Annotated in this window: 21 protein-coding genes; 17 read left to right on the top strand and 4 right to left on the bottom strand. The window is 67.8% G+C overall.

All coding sequences use genetic code 11. The features are described 5' to 3' along the window. Window positions 1-72: 72 nt before the first annotated feature. The 9 genes from G369_RS0125120 (at window position 73) to G369_RS0125085 (ending at window position 10,318) form a co-directional block, all read left to right on the top strand. Window positions 73-534, top strand: a complete 462-nt coding sequence (locus G369_RS0125120) for a hypothetical protein (protein WP_020723248.1) — start codon at window positions 73-75, stop codon at window positions 532-534. 90 nt (window positions 535-624) lie between these two features. After that, window positions 625-1,974, top strand: a complete 1,350-nt coding sequence (gene miaB / locus G369_RS0125115) for a tRNA (N6-isopentenyl adenosine(37)-C2)-methylthiotransferase MiaB (protein ID WP_019656809.1) — start codon at window positions 625-627, stop codon at window positions 1,972-1,974. After that, complete coding sequence (locus G369_RS0125110; RefSeq protein ID WP_019656808.1) at window positions 1,974-3,401, top strand: sensor histidine kinase; 1,428 nt, start codon at window positions 1,974-1,976, stop codon at window positions 3,399-3,401. Before miaB ends, G369_RS0125110 begins: the two co-directional genes overlap by 1 nt. A 61-nt stretch (window positions 3,402-3,462) precedes the next feature. After that, a complete protein-coding gene (locus tag G369_RS0125105) occupies window positions 3,463-4,122 on the top strand; it encodes a hypothetical protein (protein ID WP_019656807.1) in 660 nt (219 codons plus the stop codon). A gap of 64 nt (window positions 4,123-4,186) precedes the next feature. Further along, window positions 4,187-5,575 (top strand): sigma 54-interacting transcriptional regulator, encoded by a 1,389-nt coding sequence (locus G369_RS0125100; RefSeq protein WP_019656806.1) that lies wholly within the window; start codon window positions 4,187-4,189, stop codon window positions 5,573-5,575. A 193-nt stretch (window positions 5,576-5,768) separates the two neighbouring features. Continuing rightward, window positions 5,769-5,975 (top strand): hypothetical protein, encoded by a 207-nt coding sequence (locus tag G369_RS37770; RefSeq protein ID WP_080647898.1) that lies wholly within the window; start codon window positions 5,769-5,771, stop codon window positions 5,973-5,975. 5 nt (window positions 5,976-5,980) lie between these two features. Continuing rightward, window positions 5,981-7,993: a glucans biosynthesis glucosyltransferase MdoH gene (gene mdoH, locus G369_RS0125095; protein WP_019656805.1), complete on the top strand. Its 2,013-nt coding sequence runs from the start codon at window positions 5,981-5,983 to the stop codon at window positions 7,991-7,993. A 289-nt stretch (window positions 7,994-8,282) separates the two neighbouring features. Further along, on the top strand, window positions 8,283-9,182 hold the full coding sequence (locus tag G369_RS0125090) for an RNA ligase family protein (RefSeq protein WP_019656804.1): 900 nt from the start codon (window positions 8,283-8,285) through the stop codon (window positions 9,180-9,182). Next, window positions 9,179-10,318, top strand: coding sequence for an AAA family ATPase (locus G369_RS0125085; RefSeq protein WP_019656803.1), 1,140 nt, complete (start codon window positions 9,179-9,181; stop codon window positions 10,316-10,318). Before G369_RS0125090 ends, G369_RS0125085 begins: the two co-directional genes overlap by 4 nt. Window positions 10,319-10,402: 84 nt before the next feature. Here the strand turns inward: G369_RS0125085 and ffh are convergent, their stop codons facing one another. Next, window positions 10,403-11,791, bottom strand: a complete 1,389-nt coding sequence (ffh, locus tag G369_RS0125080; protein ID WP_019656802.1) for a signal recognition particle protein — start codon at window positions 11,789-11,791, stop codon at window positions 10,403-10,405. 115 nt (window positions 11,792-11,906) lie between these two features. Between ffh and G369_RS0125075 the strand changes: the two genes are divergently transcribed. The 8 genes from G369_RS0125075 to G369_RS0125040 all read left to right on the top strand — a co-directional run bounded on the left by G369_RS0125075 (window position 11,907) and on the right by G369_RS0125040 (window position 22,284). Next, window positions 11,907-12,722, top strand: coding sequence for a cytochrome C assembly family protein (locus tag G369_RS0125075; RefSeq protein WP_019656801.1), 816 nt, complete (start codon window positions 11,907-11,909; stop codon window positions 12,720-12,722). A gap of 1 nt (window position 12,723) precedes the next feature. Further along, entirely contained in the window at window positions 12,724-12,981 is a 258-nt protein-coding gene (locus G369_RS0125070) for a PP0621 family protein (protein ID WP_019656800.1), read from the top strand. Then, complete coding sequence (locus G369_RS0125065) at window positions 12,978-14,675, top strand: two-component system sensor histidine kinase NtrB (RefSeq protein ID WP_019656799.1); 1,698 nt, start codon at window positions 12,978-12,980, stop codon at window positions 14,673-14,675. Before G369_RS0125070 ends, G369_RS0125065 begins: the two co-directional genes overlap by 4 nt. Before the next feature lie 5 nt (window positions 14,676-14,680). Beyond that, a complete protein-coding gene (locus G369_RS0125060) occupies window positions 14,681-16,258 on the top strand; it encodes a sigma-54-dependent transcriptional regulator (protein WP_019656798.1) in 1,578 nt (525 codons plus the stop codon). Continuing rightward, window positions 16,245-16,862, top strand: coding sequence for a 1,6-anhydro-N-acetylmuramyl-L-alanine amidase AmpD (gene ampD / locus G369_RS0125055; RefSeq protein ID WP_019656797.1), 618 nt, complete (start codon window positions 16,245-16,247; stop codon window positions 16,860-16,862). The genes G369_RS0125060 and ampD overlap by 14 nt, the downstream gene beginning before the upstream one ends. A gap of 350 nt (window positions 16,863-17,212) precedes the next feature. Beyond that, window positions 17,213-20,128 carry a ribonucleoside-diphosphate reductase subunit alpha gene (locus G369_RS0125050; protein WP_019656796.1) on the top strand — a complete coding sequence of 972 codons (2,916 nt, stop codon included), beginning with the start codon at window positions 17,213-17,215 and terminating at the stop codon, window positions 20,126-20,128. A 191-nt stretch (window positions 20,129-20,319) separates the two neighbouring features. After that, window positions 20,320-21,579, top strand: coding sequence for a ribonucleotide-diphosphate reductase subunit beta (locus tag G369_RS0125045; RefSeq protein WP_019656795.1), 1,260 nt, complete (start codon window positions 20,320-20,322; stop codon window positions 21,577-21,579). 195 nt (window positions 21,580-21,774) lie between these two features. Further along, window positions 21,775-22,284 carry a histone H1-like DNA-binding protein gene (locus G369_RS0125040; RefSeq protein WP_019656794.1) on the top strand — a complete coding sequence of 170 codons (510 nt, stop codon included), beginning with the start codon at window positions 21,775-21,777 and terminating at the stop codon, window positions 22,282-22,284. 89 nt (window positions 22,285-22,373) lie between these two features. Here the strand turns inward: G369_RS0125040 and G369_RS0125035 are convergent, their stop codons facing one another. From G369_RS0125035 to prmA, 3 genes are all read right to left on the bottom strand, one after another. Continuing rightward, window positions 22,374-23,276: a carbohydrate kinase family protein gene (locus G369_RS0125035; protein WP_019656793.1), complete on the bottom strand. Its 903-nt coding sequence runs from the start codon at window positions 23,274-23,276 to the stop codon at window positions 22,374-22,376. 59 nt (window positions 23,277-23,335) lie between these two features. After that, on the bottom strand, window positions 23,336-24,865 hold the full coding sequence (locus G369_RS0125030; protein WP_019656792.1) for a zinc-ribbon and DUF3426 domain-containing protein: 1,530 nt from the start codon (window positions 24,863-24,865) through the stop codon (window positions 23,336-23,338). An 82-nt stretch (window positions 24,866-24,947) separates the two neighbouring features. Beyond that, window positions 24,948-25,838, bottom strand: coding sequence for a 50S ribosomal protein L11 methyltransferase (gene prmA, locus G369_RS0125025; RefSeq protein WP_019656791.1), 891 nt, complete (start codon window positions 25,836-25,838; stop codon window positions 24,948-24,950). Window positions 25,839-25,871 lie beyond the last annotated feature (33 nt).

Below are 25,871 nucleotides of genomic sequence, written 5' to 3'. Positions count from 1 at the left end.
TCGCTGCGGCCGGCACGGGCGGACAGGGGCCCATCGCTAAAATCGCCGGTCCACAGCCTCTGGATGAACCCCATGAACCGCTGCAAGAAAAAACCCACGAATGCTCTCACTTCCATAGCGCTTTGCACAGCAGCCATTGCTGCCGCAGGCCTTTTCCCGCTGGCCGCCAGCGCGCAGGACGAAGTCCCCCGCCCCCAGACCCAGAACGAGTCGATCCTGGGCGGCCGCGTCTTCCCTGTCGGCACCCTGCGCGGCAAGTTCATGGTGACCAACGCACCCGACGTCGAGCTCGACGGCAAGCCCGACCGCCTGGGCGCCGGCGCGCGCATCCGCAGCGACCAGAACATGCTGGTCATGCCCGGGGCCATCATCGGCCAGAAGTACCTGGTCAACTACACGCGCGACGCCGCCGGGCTGCTGCGCGAGGTGTGGATCCTCACGCCGACCGAGGCCACCGCCAGCCGCGAATCGCTGAACAAGCCGTTCCTGAACGTCTGGCCGTTCACCTCGAACGACACCCTCAACACGCAGTAAGCAAGCAAGAAGACGGCCGGCGCGGCAGGTTGCCGCGCGCCCGGCCGCCGTGCCCCCGCATAAGGCAGGGGCCGCGAGAGAGAGCTCCCCATGAAAAAAGTATTCATCAAGACCTTCGGCTGCCAGATGAACGAGTACGACTCGGACAAGATGGCCGACGTGCTCAACGCCGCACAAGGCTACGAGCCCACCCAGAACGTGGACGAGGCCGACCTCATCCTGTTCAACACCTGCTCGGTGCGCGAGAAGGCGCAGGAGAAGGTGTTCTCCGACCTCGGCCGCGTGAAGCACCTGAAGGCCAAGGGCGTGAAGATCGGCGTCGGCGGCTGCGTGGCCAGCCAGGAGGGCGAGGCCATCATCGCGCGCGCGCCCTATGTCGACATCGTGTTCGGCCCGCAGACCCTGCACCGCCTGCCCGAGATGCTGAGCGACCGCGAGCGCCTGGACCGCCCGCAGGTGGACATCAGCTTCCCCGAGATCGAGAAGTTCGACCACCTGCCGCCCGCGCGCGTCGAAGGCGCGACCGCCTTCGTGTCGATCATGGAAGGCTGCTCCAAGTACTGCAGCTACTGCGTGGTGCCCTACACCCGCGGCGAGGAAGTGAACCGTCCGCTCGACGACGTGCTCGTCGAGATCGCCGGCCTGGCCGACCAGGGCGTGCGCGAGATCACGCTGCTGGGCCAGAACGTGAATGCCTACCGCGGCAGGATGGGCGACACCGCCGAGATCGCCGACTTCGCGCTGCTCATCGAATACGTCGCCGAGATTCCCGGCATCGAGCGCATCCGCTACACCACCAGCCATCCGAACGAGTTCACGCCGCGCCTGATCGAGGCCTATGCGAAGGTGCCGCAGCTCGTGAGCCACCTGCACCTGCCGGTGCAGCACGGCAGCGACCGCATCCTGATGGCGATGAAGCGCGGCTACACCGCCATGGAATACAAGAGCACGGTGCGCAAGCTGCGCGCCATCCGCCCCGAGCTGGCCCTGAGCAGCGACTTCATCGTCGGCTTCCCCGGCGAGACCGAGGACGACTTCAACAAGATGATGAAGCTGATCGACGACTGCCAGTTCGACGCCAGCTTCAGCTTCATCTTCAGCCCGCGCCCCGGCACGCCGGCGGCCGCGCTACACGACGACACGCCGCACGAGGTGAAGCTCGCGCGCCTGCAGAAGCTGCAGGGCGTGATCGACGCCAACGTGAAGCGCTTCGGCCAGGCGCTTGTCGGCACCACGCAGCGCGTGCTGGTGGAAGGCGCCTCGCGCAAGGACGCAACCGAGCTCATGGGCCGCACCGCCTGCAACCGCGTCGTCAACTTCGAGGGCGATGCGCGGCTGGTGGGCCAGATGGCCGACCTGCGCATCACCCGCTCGCTGGCCTACACGCTGCGCGGCGAGGTCGTCACCCACGAATCGCCGATGGCGCTCGCCCAGCACTGATGGCGAAGCGTCCATCCATGCGGGGCTCGTTCCAGCAGCTCCTGCTCTTCGCCTTCCTGCTGATCACCGCCCTGCTGGTGGGCGTGGCGATTCGCTCGGTGCTGCAGTACGACGCGCTCATGACCCAGAGCCGCGACGCGGCCGCGCGCGCGCTGCGCCTGTCCGGCGCCTCGCAGTCGCTGGCCGAGCGCAGCGCGGCGATGGAGCGCGCCGGGCGCCAGTCGCTGGTGCTGAACGACGCGGTGCTGCGCCGCCGCTTCGACGACGCCGCGCGCGAGGCGCACCAGGTACTCGAGCGCCTGGAGAAGAACGGCCTGCCGCCCGCCGGCATCGAGATGTGGCGCACCCAGCTCGGCGTGATCGAGGGCCTGATGAGCGGCAGCGCCGACAGCGCCCTGGCCCGCGAGAGCACGATGGCGATGCAGTTCCGCGAACTCGACGCGCTCAACACCAACATCGCCCAGCAGGCGCAGTTCCTCATCGAGACGCAGAACGATGCGCTGGCCAGGCGCATCGAGAACGCGCGCCGCCGGCTGATGCGCGAGGTGGTGGCCGCGAGCGTGCTGGCGGTCTCGCTGGCGCTGGCATTCGGCATCTGGCTGGCGCGGCCGTTCAAGCGGCTGGAGCACGCCATCGTCGGACTCGGCCAGAACCGGCTCGACGAGCCGATCGACATCCGCGGCCCGGCCGACGTGCGTCGCGTGTCGCAGCAGCTCGAATGGCTGCGCCTGCGCCTGACCGAGCTCGACGCCGACAAGGCCCGCTTCCTGCGCCACGTGTCGCATGAGCTGAAGACGCCGCTGGCCGCGCTGCGCGAGGGCGTGTCGCTGCTGGAAGACGGCGTGACCGGCCCGCTGAACCCGGCGCAGCTGGAAGTGGCGCAAATCCTCAACCAGAATACCGTGGCGCTGCAGGGCCAGATCGAGGCGCTGCTGCGCTTCAACGCCGCCGCCTTCGAGGCACGCGAACTGCGCCGCGAACGCACCGAGCTGCTGCCGCTGATCGAGGAGCAGATCGAGGGCCAGCGCCTGCAGTGGCAGTCGCACGGCCTGCGGGTGCGCGCCGAGGGTGAAGCGGTCACCGTCACGGTCGACCGCGCCAAGCTGGGCACCGCCATCGCCAACCTGCTGAGCAACGCCATCCGCTTTTCGGTAACGGGAGGTGTCATCACGCTGACCGTGTCGCAGACACCGGAAGCGGTGCACATCGACGTGAACGACGCCGGGCCGGGCATCGCAGAGGGGGACCGCGACCGGATCTTCGAGCCTTTCTTCCGCGGCGAGCGCCAGCCCGAACACACCGTGAAGGGCACGGGCATCGGACTTTCCATCGTGCAGGAGTACATTGCAGCCCACGGGGGCCGCATCACACTGCAGCCCGGCGGTCCCGGTGCGCACTTCCGCATCGAGCTGCCGCGCACGGCCTGACCACCCCGGCTTCCCCTCTCCAGAACACACCGTCCGAACGCCTCGCGTCCTTCTTCGACCCATGTCTTTTCCGTTCGTCCGCCGCTCCTCCTTCGCCGGGGCGATGACCGTGCCTTTCATCCTGCTGCTGGCCGCCTGCGCCTCGCAGCCCAAGCCGCCCGCCGAGGCCGAAGCGCTGCCGCCCCCGCCGGTCGTGCCACGCGTGATGCCGGTGGAGGCCGAACCCAGGGCGCCGGCCACGCAGCCCGCCGCGTCGCTGTTCTCGACGATGTTGCAGGGCCCGGTGTCCTCGATGCTGTCGTACGCCGACAAGGTGCGCCCGCTCAACGGCGCCGACCTCAGCGCCGAGATCGCCCGCATCGGCGACCCCGGCGACTCGCCCACGGTGCAGATGCAGCTGGCGCTGCTGCTTTCGCAGACCCGCGTTCCGGCCGACCTGGCGCGCGCGCTGGGCCTGCTGCAGCGCGTGATCGCCAACCCCGCGCCCGAGGCGCAGCCGCTGCAGCCGCTGGCCCGCGCGCTGGCCGCGCGCTACGTGGAGCAGCGCCGCGTGGAAGACGACCGCGACAGGCAGGTGCAGCAGCTGCGCGACAGCCAGCGGCGCATCGACCAGCTCAACGACCGCATCGAAGCGCTGCGCGCCATCGAGCGCAGCTTCGCGCGGCCCAACATGAACCCGGCACCGGCCGCGCCGCCTGCGGGCAGCAAGCCGAGCCAATGAGCGTGCTGCAGCGCCGCCCCAGGCAAGCCCGCAGCACCGCAGCGCCAAGCATGGAGATTCTTCGATGAGCACTACCGGCGCCCGCCTCCTCGTGGTCGACGACGACCCGGACATGCTGCGGCTGCTTTCGATGCGGCTGAGCTCGGCGGGCTACCAGGTCACGGCCGTCACCTCGGCCGAGACCGCGCTCACGCAGCTCGAGATCGAGCATCCGCAACTGGTGCTGAGCGACGTGCGCCTGCCCGGGCGCGACGGCCTGCAGCTCTTCGACGAAATCCGCAAGCGCCATCCCTCGCTGCCGGTGATCCTGCTGACCGCGCACGGCACCATTCCCGATGCGGTCGAGGCCACGGCGCGCGGCGTCTTCACCTATCTCACCAAGCCCTACGACGGCCGCGAGCTGCTCGAGAAGATCGCGCAGGCTCTGGCGCTCGGCGCCCCCGCCGCCACGCCCAGCAAGGCCGGCGACGACAGCTGGCGCTCCGAGATCGTGAGCCGCAGCAACCGCATGGCCGAGCTGCTGGCCGAGGCGCGCATGGTCGCCAAGTCGGACGCCTCGGTGCTGCTGCGCGGCGACTCCGGCGCCGGCAAGGAGATGCTCGCGCGCGCCATCCACAAGGCCAGCGCGCGCGCCGACAAGCCCTTCGTGGCGGTCAACTGCGGCGCCATCCCCGAGGCGCTGCTCGAGTCGGAACTCTTCGGCCACATGAAGGGCGCCTTCACCGACGCCCACGCCAATCACAAGGGCCTGTTCCAGCAGGCCGACGGCGGCACGCTGCTGCTGGACGAGATCGGCGACATGCCGCCCGCCCTGCAGGTCAAGCTGCTGCGCGTGCTGCAGGAGCGCGCGGTGCGGCCGCTGGGCGCGAGCCAGTCGATCCAGGTCGACGTGCGCATCGTCTCGGCCACCCACCGCGACCTCGACGCCGCGATGGAGGCCGGGCAGTTCCGCGAAGACCTCTATTACCGCCTGAACGTGGTGACGCTGACGCTGCCGCCGCTGTCGGCGCGCCGGGAAGACATCCCGCTGCTGGCCAACCACTTCCTGCAGCGCCTGTCGACCAAGTACGGCAAGCGGCTCTCGGGCTTCGCCCCCGAGGCGCTGAAGGCGCTGACCATGGCCGCGTGGCCGGGCAACGTGCGCCAGCTCTACAACGTGGTGGAACAGGTCTGCGCGCTGTCGAGCTCGCCGCTGATCCCGCTGGCGCTGGTGCAGCGGGCGCTGCGCGTGCCGACGGTCGAGGTGCAGACCTACGCCGAGGCCAAGCAGCGTTTCGAGCGCGACTACCTGGTCGGCCTGCTGAAACTGACGGACGGGAACGTGGCCGACGCGGCCCGCCTCGCCGACCGGAATCGCACCGAGTTCTACCGGCTGCTGCAGAAGCACGAACTCACCCCGGGCCACTTCAAGGCGGACGCTGTCGCTGGCGGCGGGGACCCTGTCGCCGAGTAGCGACGCTGCTAAGTCGTTGATTTCATTGGGCAAAGCCCACTGGCAATCCAGGCTTGTCGGGATTCGGCGACAAAATCGGGGGTTTGGAGCCACTTCAGCGACGCTCCAGCCCGAAAAATGCATCGGATCACCGCCAAGTCGTTGATCTGAAAGCGTTTTTCCAGCCTGGCACAGGGTTTGCCCCTGTACCGGCATGACAGCACTTACCAGCCCTTCTTTCGCACTGCGCCAGCAGCGCGACGGCCTGCGTCAAAAGCAGTTTTCCTCCTCGCGGCCCCGTGCCGCGGGGCATTCGCTGGCCGCGCTCGCAAGCGCCGGCGGCGCCTCTTCCGACTGTGTCTTCAAGCGCCTTCCGGCCATTGGCGACACCCCCTCCTCCATCGACAAGCAACGTTGGTAAATCACATGAAGCCGAACGACTTCTCCCAACTGAACGTGCTGGCCGACACCGATTTCTCGCGCCGCAGCCCGGTCCGCGAGGAACGCCATCCCAACTCGGTCACCGCACCTCCGATCAACCGCGGCTCGATGACGCCCCGCCCGTGGCGCGGCTTCTGGAACAGCCTCGGCACGGCAGCGCTGGTCAAGCTCGGCGCAGGCCGTGACGCCGAAGCCGGCGCTCACCCCGCCAACGAAACGAAGCAGCCCTGGCAGCGCGCCGCCGCCCGCCGCCGCTTCGCCTTCATGATGCTCACGCTGCTGAGCACCGTGATCGCGTCCTCGCTCTTCGCCAGCGTGCAGCCCGACTACGACAACCTCTGGCTCGAATACGGCCAGATCGGCCTGTACGGCCTGCTCTCGGGCTGGGTCGTGACCGGCTTCGTGACGGCGCTCATGGGCTTCTACGTCTCCGTGCGCGGTGACAAGTACTCCCTCTCGGCGAAGCAGGTGGCCCACCACCCGATGAACCCCGAGGCGCGCACCGCGATCATCATGCCGATCTGCAACGAGGACGTGGCCACCGTGTTCGCCGGCCTGCGCGCCACCTGTGAATCGGTGGCGGTCACCGGCCACGCCAGGCAGTTCGACGTGTTCGTGCTGTCCGACAGCTACAACCCCGAGACCGCCGCCGCCGAGCGCGCCGCCTGGGAAGACCTGCGCGCCGCGCTGGCCGAAAGCCCCAACCAGCCGCAGGTCGAGGTCTACTACCGCCTGCGCACCCGCCGCACGCACCGCAAGGCCGGCAACGTGGCCGACTTCTGCCGCCGCTGGGGCAAGGACTACCGCTACATGGTCGTGCTCGACGCCGACTCGGTGATGAGCGGCGACTGCCTGACCTCGATGGTCAAGCTGATGGAAGCCAACCCCACCGCCGGCATCATCCAGACCGCGACGCAGGCCATCGGCCACGTCACCCTGCACGCACGCGCACAGCAGTTCGCCTCGCGCGTCACGGGCCGCCTGTTCACGCTGGGCATGCAGTTCTGGCAACTGGGCGAGTCGCACTACTGGGGCCACAACGCGATCATCCGCGTCGAGCCCTTCATGAAGCACTGCGCGCTGGCTCCCATCAAGGGCACCGGCGGCATGTCGGGCGGCATCATGTCGCACGACTTCGTCGAGGCCGCTCTGATGCGCCGCGCCGGCTACAACGTGTGGCTGGTGTCCGACCTCGTCGGCAGCTACGAACAGCAACCGCCGGACCTGCTGGCCGAACTCCAGCGCGACCGCCGCTGGTGCCAGGGCAACCTGCAGAACGCCCGCCTGATGGCAGAGCCCGGCATCCACTCGGTCCACCGCGCGATGTTCGTGACCGGCACCATGGCCTACGTCTCGGCCCCGCTGTGGCTCGCGTTCCTGACGCTGGGCACGGCCCTGTGGCTGAGCGGCTCGAGCCTGGTCTCCAGCTGGAGCGTGCTGCCCGCCGAACTGGCCGGCCTGTGGGTCTGGACCCTGTGCCTGCTGTTCCTGCCGCGCGTGCTGGGCATCGCCGCCGTACTGATGCGCGGCGAGCAGCGCCAGTACGGTGGCCTCTGGGGCCTGGTGAAGAGCTCGGTGATGGAAGCCGGCCTGGCCATCGTTCAGGCACCGGTGCGCATGCTGGCTCACTCGCTCTTCGTGCTGGTCGCCCTCACCGGCATCAAGCTCGACTGGAAGTCGCCCCCGCGTGAAGCCGCCGCCGTGCCGTGGAAGGTCGCTGCCTCGCAGCTGGCTCCCATGACGCTGGTGATCGCGATGCTGGCCGTTGGCGTCGCCATGATCGACCCGAGCGCGCTGGTGTGGCTCATGCCCGTCGGCCTGCCGCTGCTGCTGGCGATCCCGCTGACCGTGCTGACCAGCCAGATCGCGCTGGGCACCACGCTGCGCGACCGCGGCTATCTGCTGATTCCCGAGGAATCGCGCTCGCCGGCCGTGCTGCGCCGCGCATGGATGCACGCGCTGCGCCTGGCTCGCCCGGCAGCGCTGGCCACCGCCTGATGCGCTGAAGACACACCGCCTCGAAAAGCCGGCCCCTGGGCCGGCTTTTTTTATGGCGCGTGGCTAGAATCGCCGACTTCTTTTCATCCACCCACGGATCCCTTCGATCCACAGGAGCGCCAAGTGCCCCGTCTCGCCGTCATCACCCTCTGACGCCGACAACGCCGCTTCATTGCCGGTCATGTCGGGCGCCAAGCTGCGCTTTCCGCTGACCGCAATCCGTTCCCCAGCTCTCCAGCTTCGCTCCCGCACGTTGTCGGTTCTTCCTGGTTCCATCCGGAGAACAAACGTGTTTCCTCTCTCTTCTTCTCTTTCATCGATCCCGCTGCTCAAGTACCCGCGTACTGCGCACCTGGAAGGCTCCCGGCTGCAGGCCGGCGACAGCGACGACGGCCAGACGCCGTTGTCCGAACTGCAGGGCATGCATGTCGTCATCGAGGAAAAGCTCGATGGCGCCAATGCGGCCGTGTCGTTCACGCCAGCAGGCGAGTTGCTGCTGCAGTCTCGCGGCCATTACCTCGCGGGCGGCGCTGGCGAGCGCCAGTTCAACCTGTTCAAGCACTGGGCTGCCGCCCATGAAGCGACGCTGCTGGAGCGGCTCGAAGACCGCTACGTGATGTACGGCGAGTGGTGCTTCGCCAAGCACAGCTGCTGGTACGACCGGCTGCCCGCCTTCTTCCTGGAGTTCGACATCTACGACCGGCAGTCGCAGAGCTTCCTGTCGACGCCGGCACGGCATGCGCTGCTCGAAGGCGGCCCGGTGCTGCCGGTGCCCGTGCTCTACGAAGGCGAGATGCCGCGCAGCGCGAAGGCATTGCAGACGCTGGTGCGGCCCTCGCTGGCGCGCAGCTCAGACTGGAAGCCCGCCTTCGAAGCCGCCGTGGCGCAAGAAGGCCAGCCGCTCGAACTCGTGCGGCAGCAAACCGACCTGTCCGACCTCGCCGAGGGCCTGTACCTCAAGACCGAGTCCGATGGCCAGGTGACAGGCCGCTACAAGTGGGTGCGCCCGGATTTCGTCCAGACCATCCTCGACTCGGGCTCGCACCACAGTCGCCGTCCGGTACTGCCCAACCAGCTGGCGCCGGGCGTGGATCTCTATGCGCCGACGCCGCAGCTGACCTGGCAGGACCTGGGCCTGCGCACATTGCGCGACCCGGCCGAGCTGACCGCCGCAGGGAGGAAGCGATGAACTTCGACGATCTCCGCGCCCTGGTGCCCGAGCCCGGCAAGGGCGTCGACTGGACGCAATGCTGCGAACTGCTGCCGGCCCTGCTGCGCCTCGAGGAGACGCCTCAGGACCCGTACTACCACGCCGAAGGCAACGTCGGCATCCACACCCGCATGGTGCTCGACGCGCTGATGCAGGACGAACACTACCGCCGTGCCGACGCCGACCGCCGCTTCGTGCTGTTCATGGCCTGCCTGCTGCACGACATCGCCAAGCCCGACACCACGGTGATCGACGAGGCCAGCGGCCGCATCGGCCAGCCGGGCCACTCGCGCCGGGGCGCGGTCGACGTGCGCGTGCTGATGTGGAAGGCCCGCGTACCTTTCGCGCTGCGCGAGGCGGTGTGCCGGATCATCGCGGTGCACCAGGTGCCGTTCCATGCCTTCGCCTCGCGCAAGGGCGTGCGGCCCGAGTGGCTCGCGCACAGGCTCTCGTGGGAGCTGAGCCTGCCCGACCTGTGCTGCGTGGCGCGCTGCGACATGCTCGGGCGCCACTACGAGAAGCGCGCGGACAGCATGGCCGACATCGCGCTCTTCGAGCAGCTGGCACAGGAGGAAGGCTGCTGGGACGGCCCGCGGAAGATGGCAGACGCCCACACGCGCCTGGCCTACTTCCGCGGCGCCGACACCAGCCCCGACTACCCGCTGTTCCAGAACGCCGGATCGCAGGTGACGGTGATGTGCGGGCTGCCCGCCAGCGGCAAGAACCACTGGGTGGCGCAGCATCGAAAGGGCTGGCCGGTGGTGTCCTTCGACGATGCGCGCGCCGAGCTCGGCCTGAAGCACGGCGAGAACGACGGCCTCGCCGCGCACCACGCGGTCGACCAGGCGAAGGCGCTGCTGCGCAGGCAGGAGCGCTTCGTCTGGAACGCCACGCACCTGAGCCAGCAGATGCGCACCAAGACGCTGGACCTGCTGTGGGCCTACCACGCGCACATCGAATTGGTGTATCTGGAAGTGCCCCACCCGGAGCTGATGCGCCGCAACCGCGAGCGCGACACCACGCTGTCGAACGCGGGCATCGAGCGCATGCTGCATCGCTGGGAACTGCCAACGCCGGTGGAGGCGCACGAGACGGTCTACGAAGTGCAGACCTGAAGGAAGCGCGGACCTGAAAAGCAGAAGGCCCGCCGGTTCACCCCGGCGGGCCTTCTCATATATATGTGCGCGTGCGGCGTGCGCTCAGAACGGCAGCTTCGGCCCACCGGGGCCGCCCATTCCGCCGAGGCCCTTCATGCCGCCCATGCGCTTCATCATCTTCATGAGGCCGCCGCCCTTCATCTTCTTCATCATGCCCTGCATCTGCTCGAACTCGTTGAGCAGGCGGTTCACTTCCTGGACCTGGACGCCAGCGCCCGCGGCGATGCGGCGTTTGCGCGTGGCCTTCAGCAGTTCGGGCTTGCGGCGCTCCAGCGGCGTCATGCTGTTGATGATGCCTTCCTTGCGGCGGATGTCGCGCTCGGCGCGGCTCAGGTCGGCCTCGCTGGCCTTGGCGGCCATCTGCGTGGGCAGCTTGTCCATCAGGCTGGATAGGCCGCCCATCTGCTTCATCTGCTGCAGCTGGCCGAGGAAGTCGTTGAGGTCGAAGCCCGCGCCGCTCTTGACCTTGGCCGCGAGCTTCTGCGCCGCCGCCACGTCGACGCCGGCCGTGACCTGCTCGACCAGCGCGACGATGTCGCCCATGCCCAGGATGCGGCCTGCATGGCGCTCGGCGTCGAACACTTCGAGGCCGTCGATCTTCTCGCTCACGCCAGCGAACTTGATCGGCACACCCGTCACCTGGCGCACCGACAGCGCAGCGCCGCCGCGCGAATCGCCGTCGGTCTTGGTCAGGATGATGCCGGTGAGCGGCAGCGCTTCCTTGAAGGCCTTGGCGGTGTTGATCGCGTCCTGGCCCTGCATGGCATCGACCACGAAGAGCGTTTCGACCGGGTCGAGCGCAGCATGCAGCTGCTTGATCTCGGCCATCAGAACTTCGTCGATGGCGAGGCGGCCGGCCGTGTCGACCAGCAGCACGTCGAAATAGTGGCGTCGGGCGTGGTCGAGCGCGGCGCGCGCGATGTCCAGCGGCTTCTGGTCGGGCGTGCTGGGGAACCATTCGGCGCCCGCCTGCCTGGTGACGGTCTTGAGCTGCTCGATGGCGGCGGGACGGTAGACGTCGCCCGACACGGTGAGCACCTTCTTCTTGCGCTTCTCGATCAGGTGCTTGGCGAGCTTGGCGGTGGTGGTGGTCTTGCCGGCGCCCTGCAGGCCGGCCATGAGGATCACGGCCGGCGGCTGGGCCGCGAGGTTGATGTCGGACACGCCCTCGCCCATGGTGGCGGCGAGTTCGCGGTTGACGATGCCCACCAGCGCCTGACCCGGCTTGAGCGAGCCCAGCACTTCCTGGCCAAGGGCCTTTTCCTTCACGCGGGCGACGAAATCGCGCACCACGGGCAGGGCCACGTCGGCTTCCAGCAGCGCCATGCGCACCTCGCGCAGCATGTCCTGCACGTTGCTTTCGGTGATGCGGGCCTGGCCGCTCATCGTCTTGACGAGGCGGGAGAACTTTTCTGTGAGGGCGGTGGCCATGAGGGGGATGCCTTGCTGCCCGCTATGGCGCGGGCCGGGTGAGAAGCCTGGGAGACGGGAAAGAACTTGAAGCCGGGCGCCGGGAACGCAATAGCGAGACGCTAAACTCCGGCCGATGATTTTAGCGATCCCCTCCCCGCTCGGCGTGGCTCTGGGCATCGCCACCGCGGTTGCCTACGGTTTTGTCGCCGCCGCCGGCGCCAGATTCAGCCGCCAGTCGACCCAATGGACGCTCGGGATCGCATGGCTGCTGCATGCCGCCGCTCTCGCCCATGGTCTCGTCGGCAGCGAGCCGCGCTTCGGTTTCGCGCCGGCGCTGTCGGTCACGGCGTGGCTGGTGCTGACCGTCTACGCCGTCGAAAGCCGCATGTATCCCCAGCTGAAGGTGCGGCGCGCACTCGCCTGGCTGGGCGCGGCCGCCGTGCTGCTGGCCATCCTGTTTCCCGGCACGCCGCTGCACGTCACGGCATCGCCGTGGCTGCCGCTGCACCTGGCGCTGGGCATCGCCTCCTACGGCCTGTTCGGCGCCGCCGTGGTACATGCCTGGCTGATCACCCGCGCCGAAAAGCAGATCCGCCTGGCCGCGGCCGTGGAGCCGCAGGGCGGCGTGCCGCTGCTCACGCTTGAGCGGCTCACCTTCCGCTTCGTCACCGCCGGCTTCGTGCTGCTCTCGGCCACGCTGCTGGCCGGCCTGCTCTTCAGCGAGCAGCTGTACGGGCTGGCCGGCCGCGCCTGGAAGTGGGACCACAAGACCATCTTCTCGGTGCTCGCCTGGATCAGTTTCGCGATCCTGCTGATCGGCCGGGCCCGCTTCGGCTGGCGCGGGCGCACCGCGCGGCGCGTGCTGTATGCCGGCTCGGCGCTGCTGCTGCTCGCCTACGTCGGTTCGCGCTTCGTGCTCGAAGTGGTTCTCGCGCGCCCTCCCGTCTGAAATGAAATACCTCCTCGTCCTCGCGGTGCTCTGGGTCGCGATCTGGCTCTGGCGCAAGAACCGGCGCGAAGAAATGCAGGACGCCATGCGCGAGCGCGCAGCCAAGGCGCAACGCACGCCCGCGCCGTCCGGACCGCCGCAGGCGATGGTGCGCTGCGCCCATTGCGGCCTGCACCTGCCGGCCACCGAAGCCATCGCCGGTCCCGGCGGCGCGGTCTACTGCAGCACCGCGCACCGCGAGGCCGCCACCCGGCAATGAGCACGCCCCTCTGGTCGCGCGGCGAGCCGGTCACCGACTGGGACGTGCTCGACCAGGGCCCGGCCGAGAGTTCGGCACTGGGCCGCCTCTGGCGCGGCTTCATGGGAGCGCGCTGCTTCGTCGCCCTGGTGCTGGTGCTGCTGCAGGCCGTGTCCTTCGCGATCGGGCAGAACATGCAGGCAGCGGCCATCGCGATCTCGGCGATCTACCTCGTCGCGGCCTGGCTGGGCATGCGCTACACCGCCTTCCAGCCGCCGATCCGCGGCTTCACGCCACTGTGGCTGCTGACCATCGGCATCGACCTGGCGGCCTTCACCGCCTTGCAGGTGCTGCAGGGCGGCAACGTCAACTACACGCCGCTGTTCGCGCTGCCGGTGCTGATGAGCGCGGTGCTGGGCACCATGATCGTGAGCCTCGGAACCACCGCCTCCGTCACGCTGCTTCTGCTGGGCGACGCGGGCTGGCACTGGCTGCAGCAGCCGGGCGATTCGTCGTCGCGATTCGTGCAGGCGGCGCTCACCGGCACGGGCTTCTTCGTGGTGGCGCTGCTTGCCCACGAGATGGCCCGCCGGCTGGCGCGCGAGGAAGCGGTGGCGCAGCGCAATCGCAGCAGCGCGCGGATGCAGGCGCAGGTCAACGACCTCGTGATCGAGACGCTGAGCGAAGGCGTGCTGGTGATCGACGCCGAGGGCCTGGTGCACGCGGCGAATCCCGCGGCCGACGCGATCCTTGGCCAGGGCCTGGCCAAGCTGACGCTGCCCTTCCCGCTGCATGCCCAGCCCGCCTGGCACGCGCTGGCCGCGCTGGCGCGCCAGACCTTCGCGCGGCGGGCGCCGCAGGCCGAGGAGATTCCGGTGGCGCAGGCGCGAGGCGCAGCGCGCGAGGTGCGCGTGCGCACGCGGCTCACGCCCGCCAGCGAGAAGCGCGCCGACAGCCTGTGCGTGATGTTCCTGCAGGACCTGCGCGAACTCGAGGCCCGCATCCGTACCGAGAAGCTGGCGGCGATGGGCCGCATGTCGGCGGCCGTGGCGCACGAGATCCGCAATCCGCTGGCCGCCATCACGCAGGCCAGCGCGCTGCTCAACGAAGACCTGACCGACCCCGCACACCGCAAGCTCACGAGCATGGTGCAGCACAACGCGCAGCGCCTCGCGCGCATCGTGGACGACGTGCTCGACGTCTCCCGCGCGCGCCAGCAGCGCGTGCTCTCGCTGGGCGAGCAGCTGGTGCTCGACCCGGCCGTGCAGGTGCTGGCCGAGGAATGGGTGCGCCAGACGCAGCGCAAGGGCGTGCTGGTGTCGCTCGATGCGCCCGCGAGCGAGGTGCGCTTCGACGCCGAGCACCTGCGCCGCCTGATCGTGAACCTGCTGGACAACGCATCGCGCTACGCCAGCACGCGTGAAGGCGCGATCCAGGTGCTGACCGCGATGCAGCGAGGCGGCGTCGCCAGGCCGAGCCTGATGGTATGGAGCGACGGCGCGCCGCTCGAGCCCGCGGTGCAGCGGCACCTGTTCGAGCCTTTCTTCTCTTCGGAAAGCCGCTCCAGCGGGCTGGGTCTCTTCCTGTGCCGCGAACTGTGCCGGCGGCACGGCGCCACCATCGGCTACGAGCGCCGCGCGCTGGTGCCGGGCGGGCCCGAGGGCAACGAATTCTTCGTCAGCTTTGCCCCCAGCGAAAACCGGCTGACACAATAGCGCCCGTGAGCAACTCCCCCTCTTCTTCCACCCAGCGGCCGGCGCAGATCCTGGTCATCGACGACGAGCCGGACCTGCGCACGCTGTACGAACTGACGCTGCTGCGCGAGGGCTATCGCGTGGAGGCGGCAGGCAGCGTCTCGGAAGCCTGGCAGCACCTGGAGGCCGGGCGCTTCGACGCGGTAATCACCGACATGCGGCTGCCCGATGGGCAAGGCATGGAGATCATCCACCGCATCCAGAAAGACCAGCGCAGCGAGCGCTGCGTGGTGATGACCGCCTACGGCTCGGCCGAGAACGCGGTCGAGGCGCTGAAGGCCGGCGCCTTCGACTACCTCACGAAGCCGGTCGACCTCAAGCAGTTCCGCGCGGTCGTGGCCTCCGCCGTGCAGGCGCGGACGGCACCGCAGCCGGTGGCCAAGCCCGCGCAGGCGGCGCCCTCCAGTGCCGGCAATGCGGCTGGCGAGGCGGCACCGGTCGCCTCCGGCACCGGCATCGCCGCGCTCGACCGCCTCGTGGGCGAATCGGAGCCGATGCGGCTGGTCAAGTCGCGCATCGCCAAGGTGGCGCGCGGCATGGCGCCGGTGCTGGTACGCGGCGAGTCGGGCACCGGCAAGGAACTGGTTGCGCGCGCGGTGCATGCCTGCAGCCAGCGCAGCGAAGGCCCCTTCGTCGCGGTGAACTGCGGCGCGATTCCCGAGAACCTGCTCGAGGCCGAGTTCTTCGGTGCGAAGAAGGGCTCGTACACCGGCTCGTCGCAGGACCGCGACGGCTACTTCCAGGCAGCGCGCGGCGGCACGCTGTTCCTCGACGAGATCGGCGACCTGCCGCTGGCCATGCAGTCGAAGCTGCTGCGCGCGATCCAGGAGCGCAGCGTGCGCTCGATCGGCTCGACGCAGGAAGATGCCGTCGACGTGCGCATCGTGAGCGCCACTCATAAAGACCTGCACGCCGAAGTGCAGGCCGGCCGCTTCCGGCAAGACCTTTTCTACCGCCTCAACGTGATCGAGATCGCGGTGCCTGCGCTGCGCGACCGCCGCGAGGACCTGCCCGCGCTGTGCAACGCGCTGCTCTCGCGCATCGCGCAGGACGGCGGGCTGCCGGTGCCTCACCTGTCGGACGAGTTGCTGCGCCGCCTCGCACAGCATCCGCTGAACGGCAACGTGCGCGAGCTCGAGAACCTGCTGCACCGCGCAGTCGCGCTGAACGACGGCGACGAACTGCACCTCGACCTGATGGGCGGCTTCACGGCCGCGGCCGAAGCGGCGGCATCTTCCGCGCCCGCGCCGCTGTCGCCCCTGGGCGGCGACGCGGCGGCCGCTCCGGCCCCGGCGCCCGCCGCGCCGGTGGCGGCCTCCTCCCGGCCCGCGCCCCCGCCGCTGCCCTCCGACCTTCAGGCCTACCTCGACCAGCAGGAGCGCGAGATCCTCGTGCGCGCGCTGCACGAGAGCGGCTTCAACCGCACCGCCGCCGCCGCCCGGCTGGGCATGAGCCTGCGCCAGATCCGCTATCGCATCGCGCGGCTGGGCATCACCACGCCCAACGGCGACGACGGCGCGAGCAGCAGCCATGCCGACGACTGAAGAAGAAGCGCGCGCGGCCGAGTCCGGCGACGCACTCTGGCAGGCCGGCTGGTACCGCTTCGCGAAGGCGCTGCCCTCGCCCAATTTCGGGCCCAGGCCGCAGGGCGCGCAGATCGACCTCATCGTGCTGCACTCGATCAGCCTGCCGCCCGGCGAGTACGGCGGCGACGCGGTGCAGCGGCTCTTCACCAACCGGCTCGACTGGGACGCACACCCCTACTTCCAGTCGATCCGCGGGCTGGAGGTCTCCTCGCACTTCTACGTGCGGCGCAACGGCGAGCTCTGGCAGTTCGTGAGCTGCGACGACCGCGCCTGGCATGCGGGCGTGTCGACGTGGCGCGGCCGCGGCAACTGCAATGACGACTCCATCGGCATCGAACTCGAGGGCCTCGAAGGCCAGCATTTCGAGGAGCCGCAATACGAGACGCTCGCGAGCCTGTGCGCCGCCATCGCGCAGCATTTTCCGGTGGCGTACATCGCCGGCCACGAGCACATCGCGCCGGGCCGCAAGCAAGACCCGGGCGCCGGTTTCGACTGGCGCCTTCTGCGCGAACAACTCGGCTGGAAGCCACAGATGTTTCCTGAGCAGGTCGTCGGGCGCTAATTTTTTTCAATCGCGCGGCGCCTCGCGATGCACCGCCACCGCGCTGCAGCGAAGAGAAAATCCGAAGGGCGCAATGCAGCAACCATGCGCCCTGCAAGCCCAAATCGGCCTGCAAGCCACAGCGCATGCGGGTTGCGGGACCATAGGCCAGTATTCATGGGGCATCTTCGCAGGTGTCCTATGTCGGAAGTAGTACCGGAAATCCTTGTATCCTTTCGAAAACGCTACATCTAGTGGGTTGTATGCCCCCTGCACCCTAGATATAGTGTCTTCCGTCCGGTCCCGTACACCGGTGCGGCGCCGGGCCAGGCGTCGCCATCCAACAAGAATTGCCAACCGAGAGGAAGCGAATGCAAACAGCCCTGAATCCCCAATCGACCCCGCGTGCAATCCCCTCCACGCCGTCGCAGCCGCAGCGAGACACTGCCGGCTCCCCCACCAGCCAGAACCTGGCCCACTACCAGATCATCCGCCGCAACGGCGCGGTGGTGCCCTTCGAGCCGAACAAGATCGCCATCGCGATGATGAAGGCCTTCCTGGCCGTTCACGGCACGCAGGGCGCGGCTTCGGCCAGCGTGCGCGAGACGGTCGACACGCTCACGCAGGGCGTGATCCGCGCGCTGGTGCGTTCGCGTCCGGGCGGCGGCACCTTCCACATCGAGGACGTGCAGGACCAGGTCGAGCTCGGCCTGATGCGCGGCGGCCACCATGAGATCGCCCGCGCCTACGTGCTGTATCGCGAGCGCCGCACGCAGGAACGCTCCAAGCAGGGCGAGCAGACCGCGCCGGCCACGCCCGCGCTGCACGTGCTGGACAAGGGCGAGCTGGTCGCGCTCGACGTGAACGAGCTCAAGAGCCTGATCGAATCGGCCTGCGAAGGCCTGGGCGAGAGCATCACCGCCGCGCCGATCGTCGCCGAGACGATGCGCAACCTGTACGACGGCGTGCCGCTCGACGAGGTCTACAAGGCATCGATCCTGGCGGCCCGCACGCTGATCGAGAAGGACCCTGACTACACCTTCGCCACCGCGCGCCTGCTGCTGCACACGATCTTCAAGGAGATCATCGGCCGCGAAGTGCTGCCCGCCGAACGCGCAACCGCCTACGCCGACTACTTCCCGCAGTTCATCAAGAAGGGCGTGGACAACGACCTGCTCGACGAGAAGCTGCTGCAGTACGACCTGCCCCGCCTGGGCGCGGCCCTGAAGCCCGAGCGCGACAACCAGTTCGACTACCTCGGCCTGCAGACCCTGTACGACCGCTACTTCCTGCACGTGCGCAAGACCCGCATCGAGCTGCCGCAGGCTTTCTTCATGCGCGTGGCCATGGGCCTGTCGCTCAATGAGATCGACCGCGAAGCGCGCGCCATCGAGTTCTACGAGGTGCTGTCGTCGTTCGACTTCATGTCGAGCACGCCCACCCTGTTCAACGCCGGCACGCTGCGCTCGCAGCTGTCGAGCTGCTACCTGACCACCGTGCCCGATGACCTGGACGGCATCTACGAGTCGATCAAGGAGAACGCGCTGCTGTCGAAGTTCGCCGGCGGCCTGGGCAACGACTGGACCCGCGTGCGCGCGCTCGGCAGCCACATCAAGGGCACGAACGGCGAATCGCAGGGCGTGGTGCCCTTCCTGAAGGTGGTGAACGACACGGCCGTGGCCGTGAACCAGGGCGGCAAGCGCAAGGGCGCCGTCTGCACGTACCTCGAAACCTGGCACCTCGACATCGAGGAGTTCCTGGAACTGCGCAAGAACACCGGCGACGACCGCCGCCGCACGCACGACATGAACACGGCCAACTGGATCCCCGACCTGTTCATGCGCCGCGTGATGGAAAAGGGCACCTGGACGCTGTTCTCGCCCTCCAACGTGCCCGACCTGCACGACCTGTTCGGCGCCGACTTCGAGAAGGCCTACGTCGCCTACGAAGAGAAGGCCGCCCGCGGCGAGATCAAGCCGAGCCGCACCGTCCAGGCGACCGACCTGTGGCGCAAGATGCTCACGATGCTGTTCGAGACCGGCCACCCCTGGATCACGTTCAAGGACGCCTGCAACGTGCGTTCGCCGCAGCAGCACGCCGGCGTGGTTCACTCGTCGAACCTGTGCACCGAGATCACGCTGAACACCAGCGACACCGAAACCGCCGTGTGCAACCTGGGTTCCGTGAACCTGCTGCAGCACCTGAAGGACGGCAAGGTCGACCAGGAGAAGCTGAAGAAGACCGTGTCGACCGCGATGCGCATGCTCGACAACGTGATCGACATCAACTACTACGCCGTGAAGAAGGCGCGCGACTCGAACCTGCGCCACCGTCCGGTCGGCCTGGGCCTGATGGGCTTCCAGGACGCGCTGTACGAACTGCGCATTCCCTACGCCTCGCAGGAAGCCGTGCAGTTCGCCGACGAGTCGATGGAAGCCATCTGCTACCACGCCTACTGGGCCTCGACCGAGCTCGCCAAGGAGCGCGGCAAGTACTCGAGCTACAAGGGCTCGCTGTGGGACAAGGGCATCCTGCCGATCGACTCGCTGGACCTGCTCGAGAAGGCACGCGGCGGCTATGTCGAGGTCGACCGCTCGGCCACCCTCGACTGGGACGCGCTGCGCTCGAAGATCAAGGCCGACGGCATGCGCAACTCGAACTGCGTGGCCATCGCCCCGACCGCGACCATCTCGAACATCATCGGCGTGGACGCCTCGATCGAGCCCTGCTTCGGCAACCTCTCGGTCAAGTCGAACCTGTCGGGCGAGTTCACCGTTATCAACCACTACCTGGTTCGCGACCTCAAGCGCCTGGGCCTGTGGGACGACGTCATGGTCATGGACCTGAAGCACTTCGACGGCTCGCTGCGCCCCATCGACCGCGTGCCGCAGGACGTGAAGGCGCTCTACGCCACCGCGTTCGAGATCGAGACCACGTGGCTGGTGGAAGCCGCCGCGCGCCGCCAGAAGTGGATCGACCAGGCGCAGTCGCTGAACATCTACATGGCCGGCGCATCGGGCAAGAAGCTCGACGACACCTACAAGCTCGCATGGCTGCGCGGCCTGAAGACGACCTACTACCTGCGCACGCAGAGCGCGACGCACGCCGAGAAGTCGACGGTGCAGTCGGGCCGTCTCAACGCCGTGTCGTCGGGCAACGAATCGTCTTCCGGCATGAGCGCGCTCGAAGCCGCTGCAGCAGCCGCAAAGGCGCAGATGAGCGCGATTCCCGCCACCGACATCGCGTTCTGCGGCGTGGACGATCCGACCTGCGAAGCGTGCCAATAAGCACGTCGATGCTCGCGACGACAAGTCAGTGAGGCGCATGCAAGATCGCGCGACGTTCATTCAATGAAGGCATTGACTGACATCGCGCGATGCATGCGAGCAACATAACAACCACATAAATGGCGTGCGATGTGAACGAGCACTTTGCAACTCACATCGTTGCTCCGATAATTTGAGCATTGGATTTTTCTATGTTGACCTGGGACGAAGAAGTCAAGCCCTCCTTACCAAAGGATATGCAACAAGGTTTGCAGCATCACAACGCATCGACCGGCGGATCTCCCGCAGGCCGTTCGGTGGACGCTCCGGCTTCGTCTTCCATCGCGCAACCCGCCCTGCGCACCTTCAGCACGCTCGATGACGGCGCGCAGGTGCGCCCGGTTGCCACCACCGCTTCTGCAGCAGCAGCGCCCGCAGTTGCCGCCCAATCCACGCAGCGCGTCAAGGCGTCCGACAAGCGCATCATCAACGGCCAGACCGACGTCAACCAGCTGGTGCCGTTCAAGTACAAGTGGGCGTGGGAAAAGTACCTCGCCACCTGCGCCAACCACTGGATGCCGCAGGAAGTGAACATGACGCGCGACATCGCGCTGTGGAAAGACCCGAACGGCCTGAGCGAAGACGAGCGCCGCATCGTCAAGCGCAACCTCGGCTTCTTCGTGACCGCCGACTCGCTGGCCGCCAACAACATCGTGCTGGGCACCTACCGCCACATCACGGCGCCCGAATGCCGCCAGTTCCTGCTGCGCCAGGCCTTCGAGGAAGCGATCCACACGCACGCGTACCAGTACATCGTCGAATCGCTCGGCCTGGACGAGAGCGAGATCTTCAACGCCTACAACGAAGTGCCGTCGATCCGCGAGAAGGACCAGTTCCTGATCCCGTTCATCGACGCCATCAGCGACCCCAACTTCCACACCGGCACGCCCGAGGCCGACCAGAAGCTGCTCAAGTCGCTCATCGTGTTCGCCTGCCTGATGGAAGGCCTCTTCTTCTACGTCGGCTTCACGCAGATCCTCGCGCTGGGTCGCCAGAACAAGATGACCGGCGCTGCCGAGCAGTACCAGTACATCCTGCGCGACGAGTCGATGCACTGCAATTTCGGCATCGACCTGATCAACCAGCTCAAGCTCGAGAACCCCGGCCTCTGGACGGCGGAATTCAAGGCGGAGATCAAGGCGCTGTTCCTGCGTGCCGTCGAGCTCGAATACAGATACGCCGAAGACACCATGCCTCGTGGCGTGCTCGGCATGAACGCCTCCATGTTCAAGGGCTACCTGCGCTACATCGCCAATCGGCGCGCGCAGCAGATCGGCCTCGAAACGCTCTTCCCGAACGAGGAAAATCCGTTCCCGTGGATGAGCGAAATGATTGACCTGAAGAAAGAGCGCAATTTCTTCGAAACCCGCGTGATCGAATACCAGTCGGGTGGCGCGCTCTCCTGGGATTGAATCTTTCGAAAAGAATTAATGAATTCAAGAATTGCCCTTGCCACCGATCGCGCCGAAGAGCGCGACATGGACGAGGGCTCAGGTGTTCATGGTGCTGGAGCAGAGATTCCAACACCATGAATCGCTTCACGGCACCCGAGGTGCGTGGAGTGCTTCAATAGGTTGATTTTTCAACTTGATCAAGGAGAAATAGAAATGGCAACTGCAAAGAAAGCTCCGGCTAAGAAAGCCGCTGCAAAGAAGGCCCCGGCCAAGAAGGCCGTCGCCGCGAAGAAGGCTCCTGCCAAGAAGGTAGCCGCCAAGAAGGCACCGGCCAAGAAGGTCGCTGCCAAGAAGGCTCCGGCAAAGAAGGTAGCAGCGAAGAAGGCAGCACCGGCGAAGAAGGCCGCTGCCAAGAAGGCTCCTGCCAAGAAGGCCGTAGCGAAGAAGGCGCCTGCGAAGAAGGCTGCTGCCAAGAAGGCCCCGGCGAAAAAGGCCGCTGCCAAGAAGGCTCCTGCGAAGAAGGCTGCCGCCAAGAAGGCCCCTGCCAAAAAGGCTGCTGCCAAGAAAGCCGCGAAAAAGCCTGCTGCCAAGAAGCCTGCTGCGAAGAAGGCTCCCAAGGCCGCTGCCCCTGCCAAGGCTGCCGCCGTAGCGCCTGCCCCTGCGGCGCAAACGACGCTGAATCCTCAGGCAGCATGGCCGTTCCCCACGGCCAGCAAGCCCTGAGTTTCTCAGCGGCCTTGAAGGCAAAAGCCCGGCACCTCACGGTGCCGGGCTTTTTTATCGCCCTTGCGGGCGCTCTTCCGGGAAGAAGATCAGACGCTCAGCGCCTTGCGGTCGATCTCGTAGTTCTGCGGGCCGCGCTGAGCGATCTTGATCGCGCCGACCTTGTTGCCCAGTTCCGCGCACTGCGCGAGCGGCCAGCCCTTTTCCAGGCCGAAGAGCAGCGCACCGCGCCATGCGTCGCCGCAGCCCGTGGGCTCGACCACCTCGGTGGCCACCACGCCCGGCACATGCTCGCGCTCGCCGTCGGTCCAGATCTCGCAGCCCTCGGCCGCCAGCGTGACCACGAGGCCGCGCACGCGCTTCGATATCTCGGCCAGGCTCCAGCCGGTGCGCTGCGAGAGCATCTTTCCTTCGTAGTCGTTCACCACCACCCAGCTCGCCAGATCGACGAAGTGGCGCAGCGCCTCGCCGTCGAACATCGGCAGGCCCTGGCCCGGATCGAACACGAACGGGATGCCCGCCGCAGCGAACTGCTCCGCGTGCTGCAGCATCGCTTCGCGTCCGTCGGGGGCGACGATGCCGAGCTTGATGTCCTCTCGCGCGGCGACCTTCGTGATGTGCGCCTGCTGCATCGCGCCGGGGTGGAAGGCGGTGATCTGGTTGTTGTCGACGTCGCTCATGATCATCGCCTGCGCGGTGAAGGTGTCGTCGAGCTGCCGCACGAACTCCGTGCTGATGCCCAGCGAGCGCATGCGCTCGAGGTAGGTGGCACCGTCGCTGCCGAGCGTTGCCATCGGCAGCGCCGTGCCGCCGAGCGCATTGAGGCTGTAGGAGATGTTGCCCGCGCAGCCGCCGAAGTCGCGACGTAGCGTGGGCACGAGGAACGACACATTCAGGATGTGCAGCTGGTCGGGAAGGATCTGGTCGGCGAACCGGCCCTCGAAAGTCATGATGGTGTCGAATGCGAGGGAACCGCAGATCACAGTTGCCATGGTTAGCCGTTGAGTGGTTGAGTGGATGAAAGCGAGCGGGACGCGTGCACGCGCCGCGCTCAGGGATAGAAAGCCTCGACGCGATAACCCGCGACGGGCGGCAGCGCTGCTGCTTCGGAGGCCGACAAGGTCAGGGGCAGCGAGGCAGCGCGATCCGCGCGCGCAGGCAGCACCGACGGAGCGCCGAAGTCGGCCGGCATCAGCACGCGGCGCACCACGGCGCGCTCCTGCGTATCGAGCAGCGAGAGCTCGATGGCCGGCATCGCAAGCGGCACGGTGGCGCCGTTGCGCAAGGTGAAACTCAGGCGGTAGTCGTTGCCGCCGCTCTTCTCGCGAGCGAAGGCCGCGCCTTCGATCACGATGTCGCCGATCTGGCGCAGCGCGCCGAGTTCGCAGCCCGTGTACTCGCACAGCGCAGCGACCGCGGGCCGCAGATTGGGTTGGCGCGCGACGATGCCGTCGCGTTCATGGCGAACGATCTGCAGCACGAGCAGCAGCGCAGCAAGGACCACCAGCAGGATCAGCACCACGCGAACGCCCCTGCGCTGCCAGAAGCCCGGCGCGTTCTCCAGTGGCTCGTCGTCCTCCGCGAAGGGATGCCCAGGGGGCGGCTCGAAGATCGGCGAGAGCACCGGATCGGGCTCGCCGGCTTGGCTTTCGGTGTCGGTTTCGGTTTCCTCGCGGACGACCACGGCCGGAGCCTTCGCCGCAGCGCGTTCCTCGCGAGCCTTGGCGCTTGCGATCTTGGCCGACTTGGCGCGGGCGCGGCGCAGCGCCTTCTGCATCTGCACCTGGTCGTGGTCCTTCTCGAGCTGCTCGCGTTCATCCGCCGCACCTCCCGCATCGCCCTCATCGCTCGCTCGCTCGATGAATGCGCGCGTCTTGAAGACGCGCGGCGTGACCGGCAGCGGCGGCGCCGGTGGTGGCGACGCAGGCGGCGGGGACGCAAGATTCAGGTCGATGTTCGGAAACGGCGGCAGCGTACTCGGCGGGGGCTTCCAGGCGGGCTGCGTGGCGTCGAGATCGGACCATGGCTCGTCGGCAGCGATGCCGTGCTCCGGCAGCGTCAGCGAGAAGGCGGGCAGCGGAGAAGCAGGCGGCGATTGAACCGGCGGCGGAACGGTCTTCGGCACCTGGTCAAGGACCAGGGCATCCGGCGGAAGCAGGTGCTCATCTTCCGTCAGCCAATCCTTGCGCTGGCGCTGGTGTTCGGGCTCGTCGTCGAAGAAGTCCGCATCCTCGGCGGATGACGACAAGGGCTGCTCCGGTTCTGCCGGCTCGGGCTCTTCCGGCGGCAGGGACTCCGGCTCGGCAGAAGACGGCGGCGCGGCGGGTTCGGGTGAAGGCGCCGGCTGCGAAGCAGGCCGTTCGACCAGCCCTGGCATGAAACCACTGCCCTGCGCCGCCGACGAAGCACCGGGCGCGGCGGCAGTGCTGCCGACGCCGTCGGGTGTCTCGTGCAGGTCGAGCGTCGCGTCGAACACGTTGCTGCAGCGACCGCAGCGCACCCAGCCGTCCGAGATGCGAAGCTGGTCGCGCACCACCTTGAAGGTGGTGGTGCAGGCGGGGCAGCGCGTGACGAGACTCATGACCGGGCGATTGTAGGGTTGGGCCCTCGCCGCGCGGGGGCTCAAGGCCACGCAGAAAACCGGCCGCGCACAGCGCGACGGCTCAGCAGCGGGCGGTCATGAGGATCCAGCCGTCCTCGCTGTCGCTGACTTCGAGCGCCGCGTACGGCGCGTAGGCTTCCTTCAGTTCGTCGGCCTGGCGTTCGAGGATGCCGGCCATCACGAGCGATCCGCCCGCCTTCACATGGCCGCGCAGCAGCGGCGCGAGCAGCTTGAGCGGCGTGGCCAGGATGTTGGCCAGCACGATGTCGTACTCGCCCTTGGCCGCATCGGGCAGGCCGGCCTTGAGCTTCACGCCGTTGGCTTCGGCGTTGAGCACGGTCGAGGAGACCGCCGCCTCGTCGATGTCGACCGCATCGATGTCCGTGGCACCGAACTTCGCGGCGCCGATCGCCAGGATGCCGGAGCCGCAACCGTAGTCGAGCACGCGCTTGCCAGCCAGTGTTCCCTCGCCTCGCGTGGCGATCCAGCGCAGGCACATGCGGGTGGTGGGATGCGTACCGGTGCCGAAGGCCAGGCCCGGATCGAGCCGGATCACCTGCTTCGCCTGCTCGGGCGGCTCGTGCCAGGTGGGCACGATCCAGAACTCGGGCGTGACTTCGACGGGTGCGAACTGCGCTTGCGTGAGCCGCACCCAGTCCTGCTCGGGCACCGTCGCGATGCCGAGCACCTCGCAGCCTTCGAAGAAGTCCTGCAGCGCAAGCACGGACGCAGTTTCCTTCGCCTGGGCTTCGTCGGGAAAGAGCGCGATCACGCGCGAACGCTGCCAGCCCTCCTTGGGCGGCGGCATGCCCGGCTCGCCGAACAGCGCCTGCTCGGCGTCGGTCTGCGCGTCGGCGTCTTCCACCGACACGCTCAATGCATCGAATGCATCGAGTGCCTCGCACAGCGTCTCGACCCGATCTTCGGGCGCCATGAGGCGCAGTTCAAACATGACAAGCTCCTTCTTCACAAGGAACACCGAGGA

The sequence above is a fragment of the Variovorax atrisoli 110B genome (genome assembly GCF_000382045.1).
Lineage (GTDB): Bacteria > Pseudomonadota > Gammaproteobacteria > Burkholderiales > Burkholderiaceae_C > Variovorax > Variovorax atrisoli.
The sequence above is the reverse complement of the archived record's forward strand: the minus strand, read 5'-3'. Positions and strand labels throughout refer to the sequence as shown.

Bases quoted from the DNA above. Each gene is read 5' to 3' on its own strand.
- G369_RS0125120 (WP_020723248.1), top strand. From the start codon at position 73: ATGAACCGCTGCAAGAAAAAACCCACGAATGCTCTCACTTCCATAGCG.
- miaB (WP_019656809.1), top strand. From the start codon at position 625: ATGAAAAAAGTATTCATCAAGACCTTCGGCTGCCAGATGAACGAGTAC.
- G369_RS0125110 (WP_019656808.1), top strand. From the start codon at position 1,974: ATGGCGAAGCGTCCATCCATGCGGGGCTCGTTCCAGCAGCTCCTGCTC.
- G369_RS0125105 (WP_019656807.1), top strand. From the start codon at position 3,463: ATGTCTTTTCCGTTCGTCCGCCGCTCCTCCTTCGCCGGGGCGATGACC.
- G369_RS0125100 (WP_019656806.1), top strand. From the start codon at position 4,187: ATGAGCACTACCGGCGCCCGCCTCCTCGTGGTCGACGACGACCCGGAC.
- G369_RS37770 (WP_080647898.1), top strand. From the start codon at position 5,769: ATGACAGCACTTACCAGCCCTTCTTTCGCACTGCGCCAGCAGCGCGAC.
- mdoH (WP_019656805.1), top strand. From the start codon at position 5,981: ATGAAGCCGAACGACTTCTCCCAACTGAACGTGCTGGCCGACACCGAT.
- G369_RS0125085 (WP_019656803.1), top strand. From the start codon at position 9,179: ATGAACTTCGACGATCTCCGCGCCCTGGTGCCCGAGCCCGGCAAGGGC.
- ffh (WP_019656802.1), bottom strand. From the start codon at position 11,791: ATGGCCACCGCCCTCACAGAAAAGTTCTCCCGCCTCGTCAAGACGATG.
- G369_RS0125075 (WP_019656801.1), top strand. From the start codon at position 11,907: ATGATTTTAGCGATCCCCTCCCCGCTCGGCGTGGCTCTGGGCATCGCC.
- G369_RS0125070 (WP_019656800.1), top strand. From the start codon at position 12,724: ATGAAATACCTCCTCGTCCTCGCGGTGCTCTGGGTCGCGATCTGGCTC.
- G369_RS0125065 (WP_019656799.1), top strand. From the start codon at position 12,978: ATGAGCACGCCCCTCTGGTCGCGCGGCGAGCCGGTCACCGACTGGGAC.
- ampD (WP_019656797.1), top strand. From the start codon at position 16,245: ATGCCGACGACTGAAGAAGAAGCGCGCGCGGCCGAGTCCGGCGACGCA.
- G369_RS0125050 (WP_019656796.1), top strand. From the start codon at position 17,213: ATGCAAACAGCCCTGAATCCCCAATCGACCCCGCGTGCAATCCCCTCC.
- G369_RS0125045 (WP_019656795.1), top strand. From the start codon at position 20,320: ATGTTGACCTGGGACGAAGAAGTCAAGCCCTCCTTACCAAAGGATATG.
- G369_RS0125040 (WP_019656794.1), top strand. From the start codon at position 21,775: ATGGCAACTGCAAAGAAAGCTCCGGCTAAGAAAGCCGCTGCAAAGAAG.
- G369_RS0125035 (WP_019656793.1), bottom strand. From the start codon at position 23,276: ATGGCAACTGTGATCTGCGGTTCCCTCGCATTCGACACCATCATGACT.
- G369_RS0125030 (WP_019656792.1), bottom strand. From the start codon at position 24,865: ATGAGTCTCGTCACGCGCTGCCCCGCCTGCACCACCACCTTCAAGGTG.
- prmA (WP_019656791.1), bottom strand. From the start codon at position 25,838: ATGTTTGAACTGCGCCTCATGGCGCCCGAAGATCGGGTCGAGACGCTG.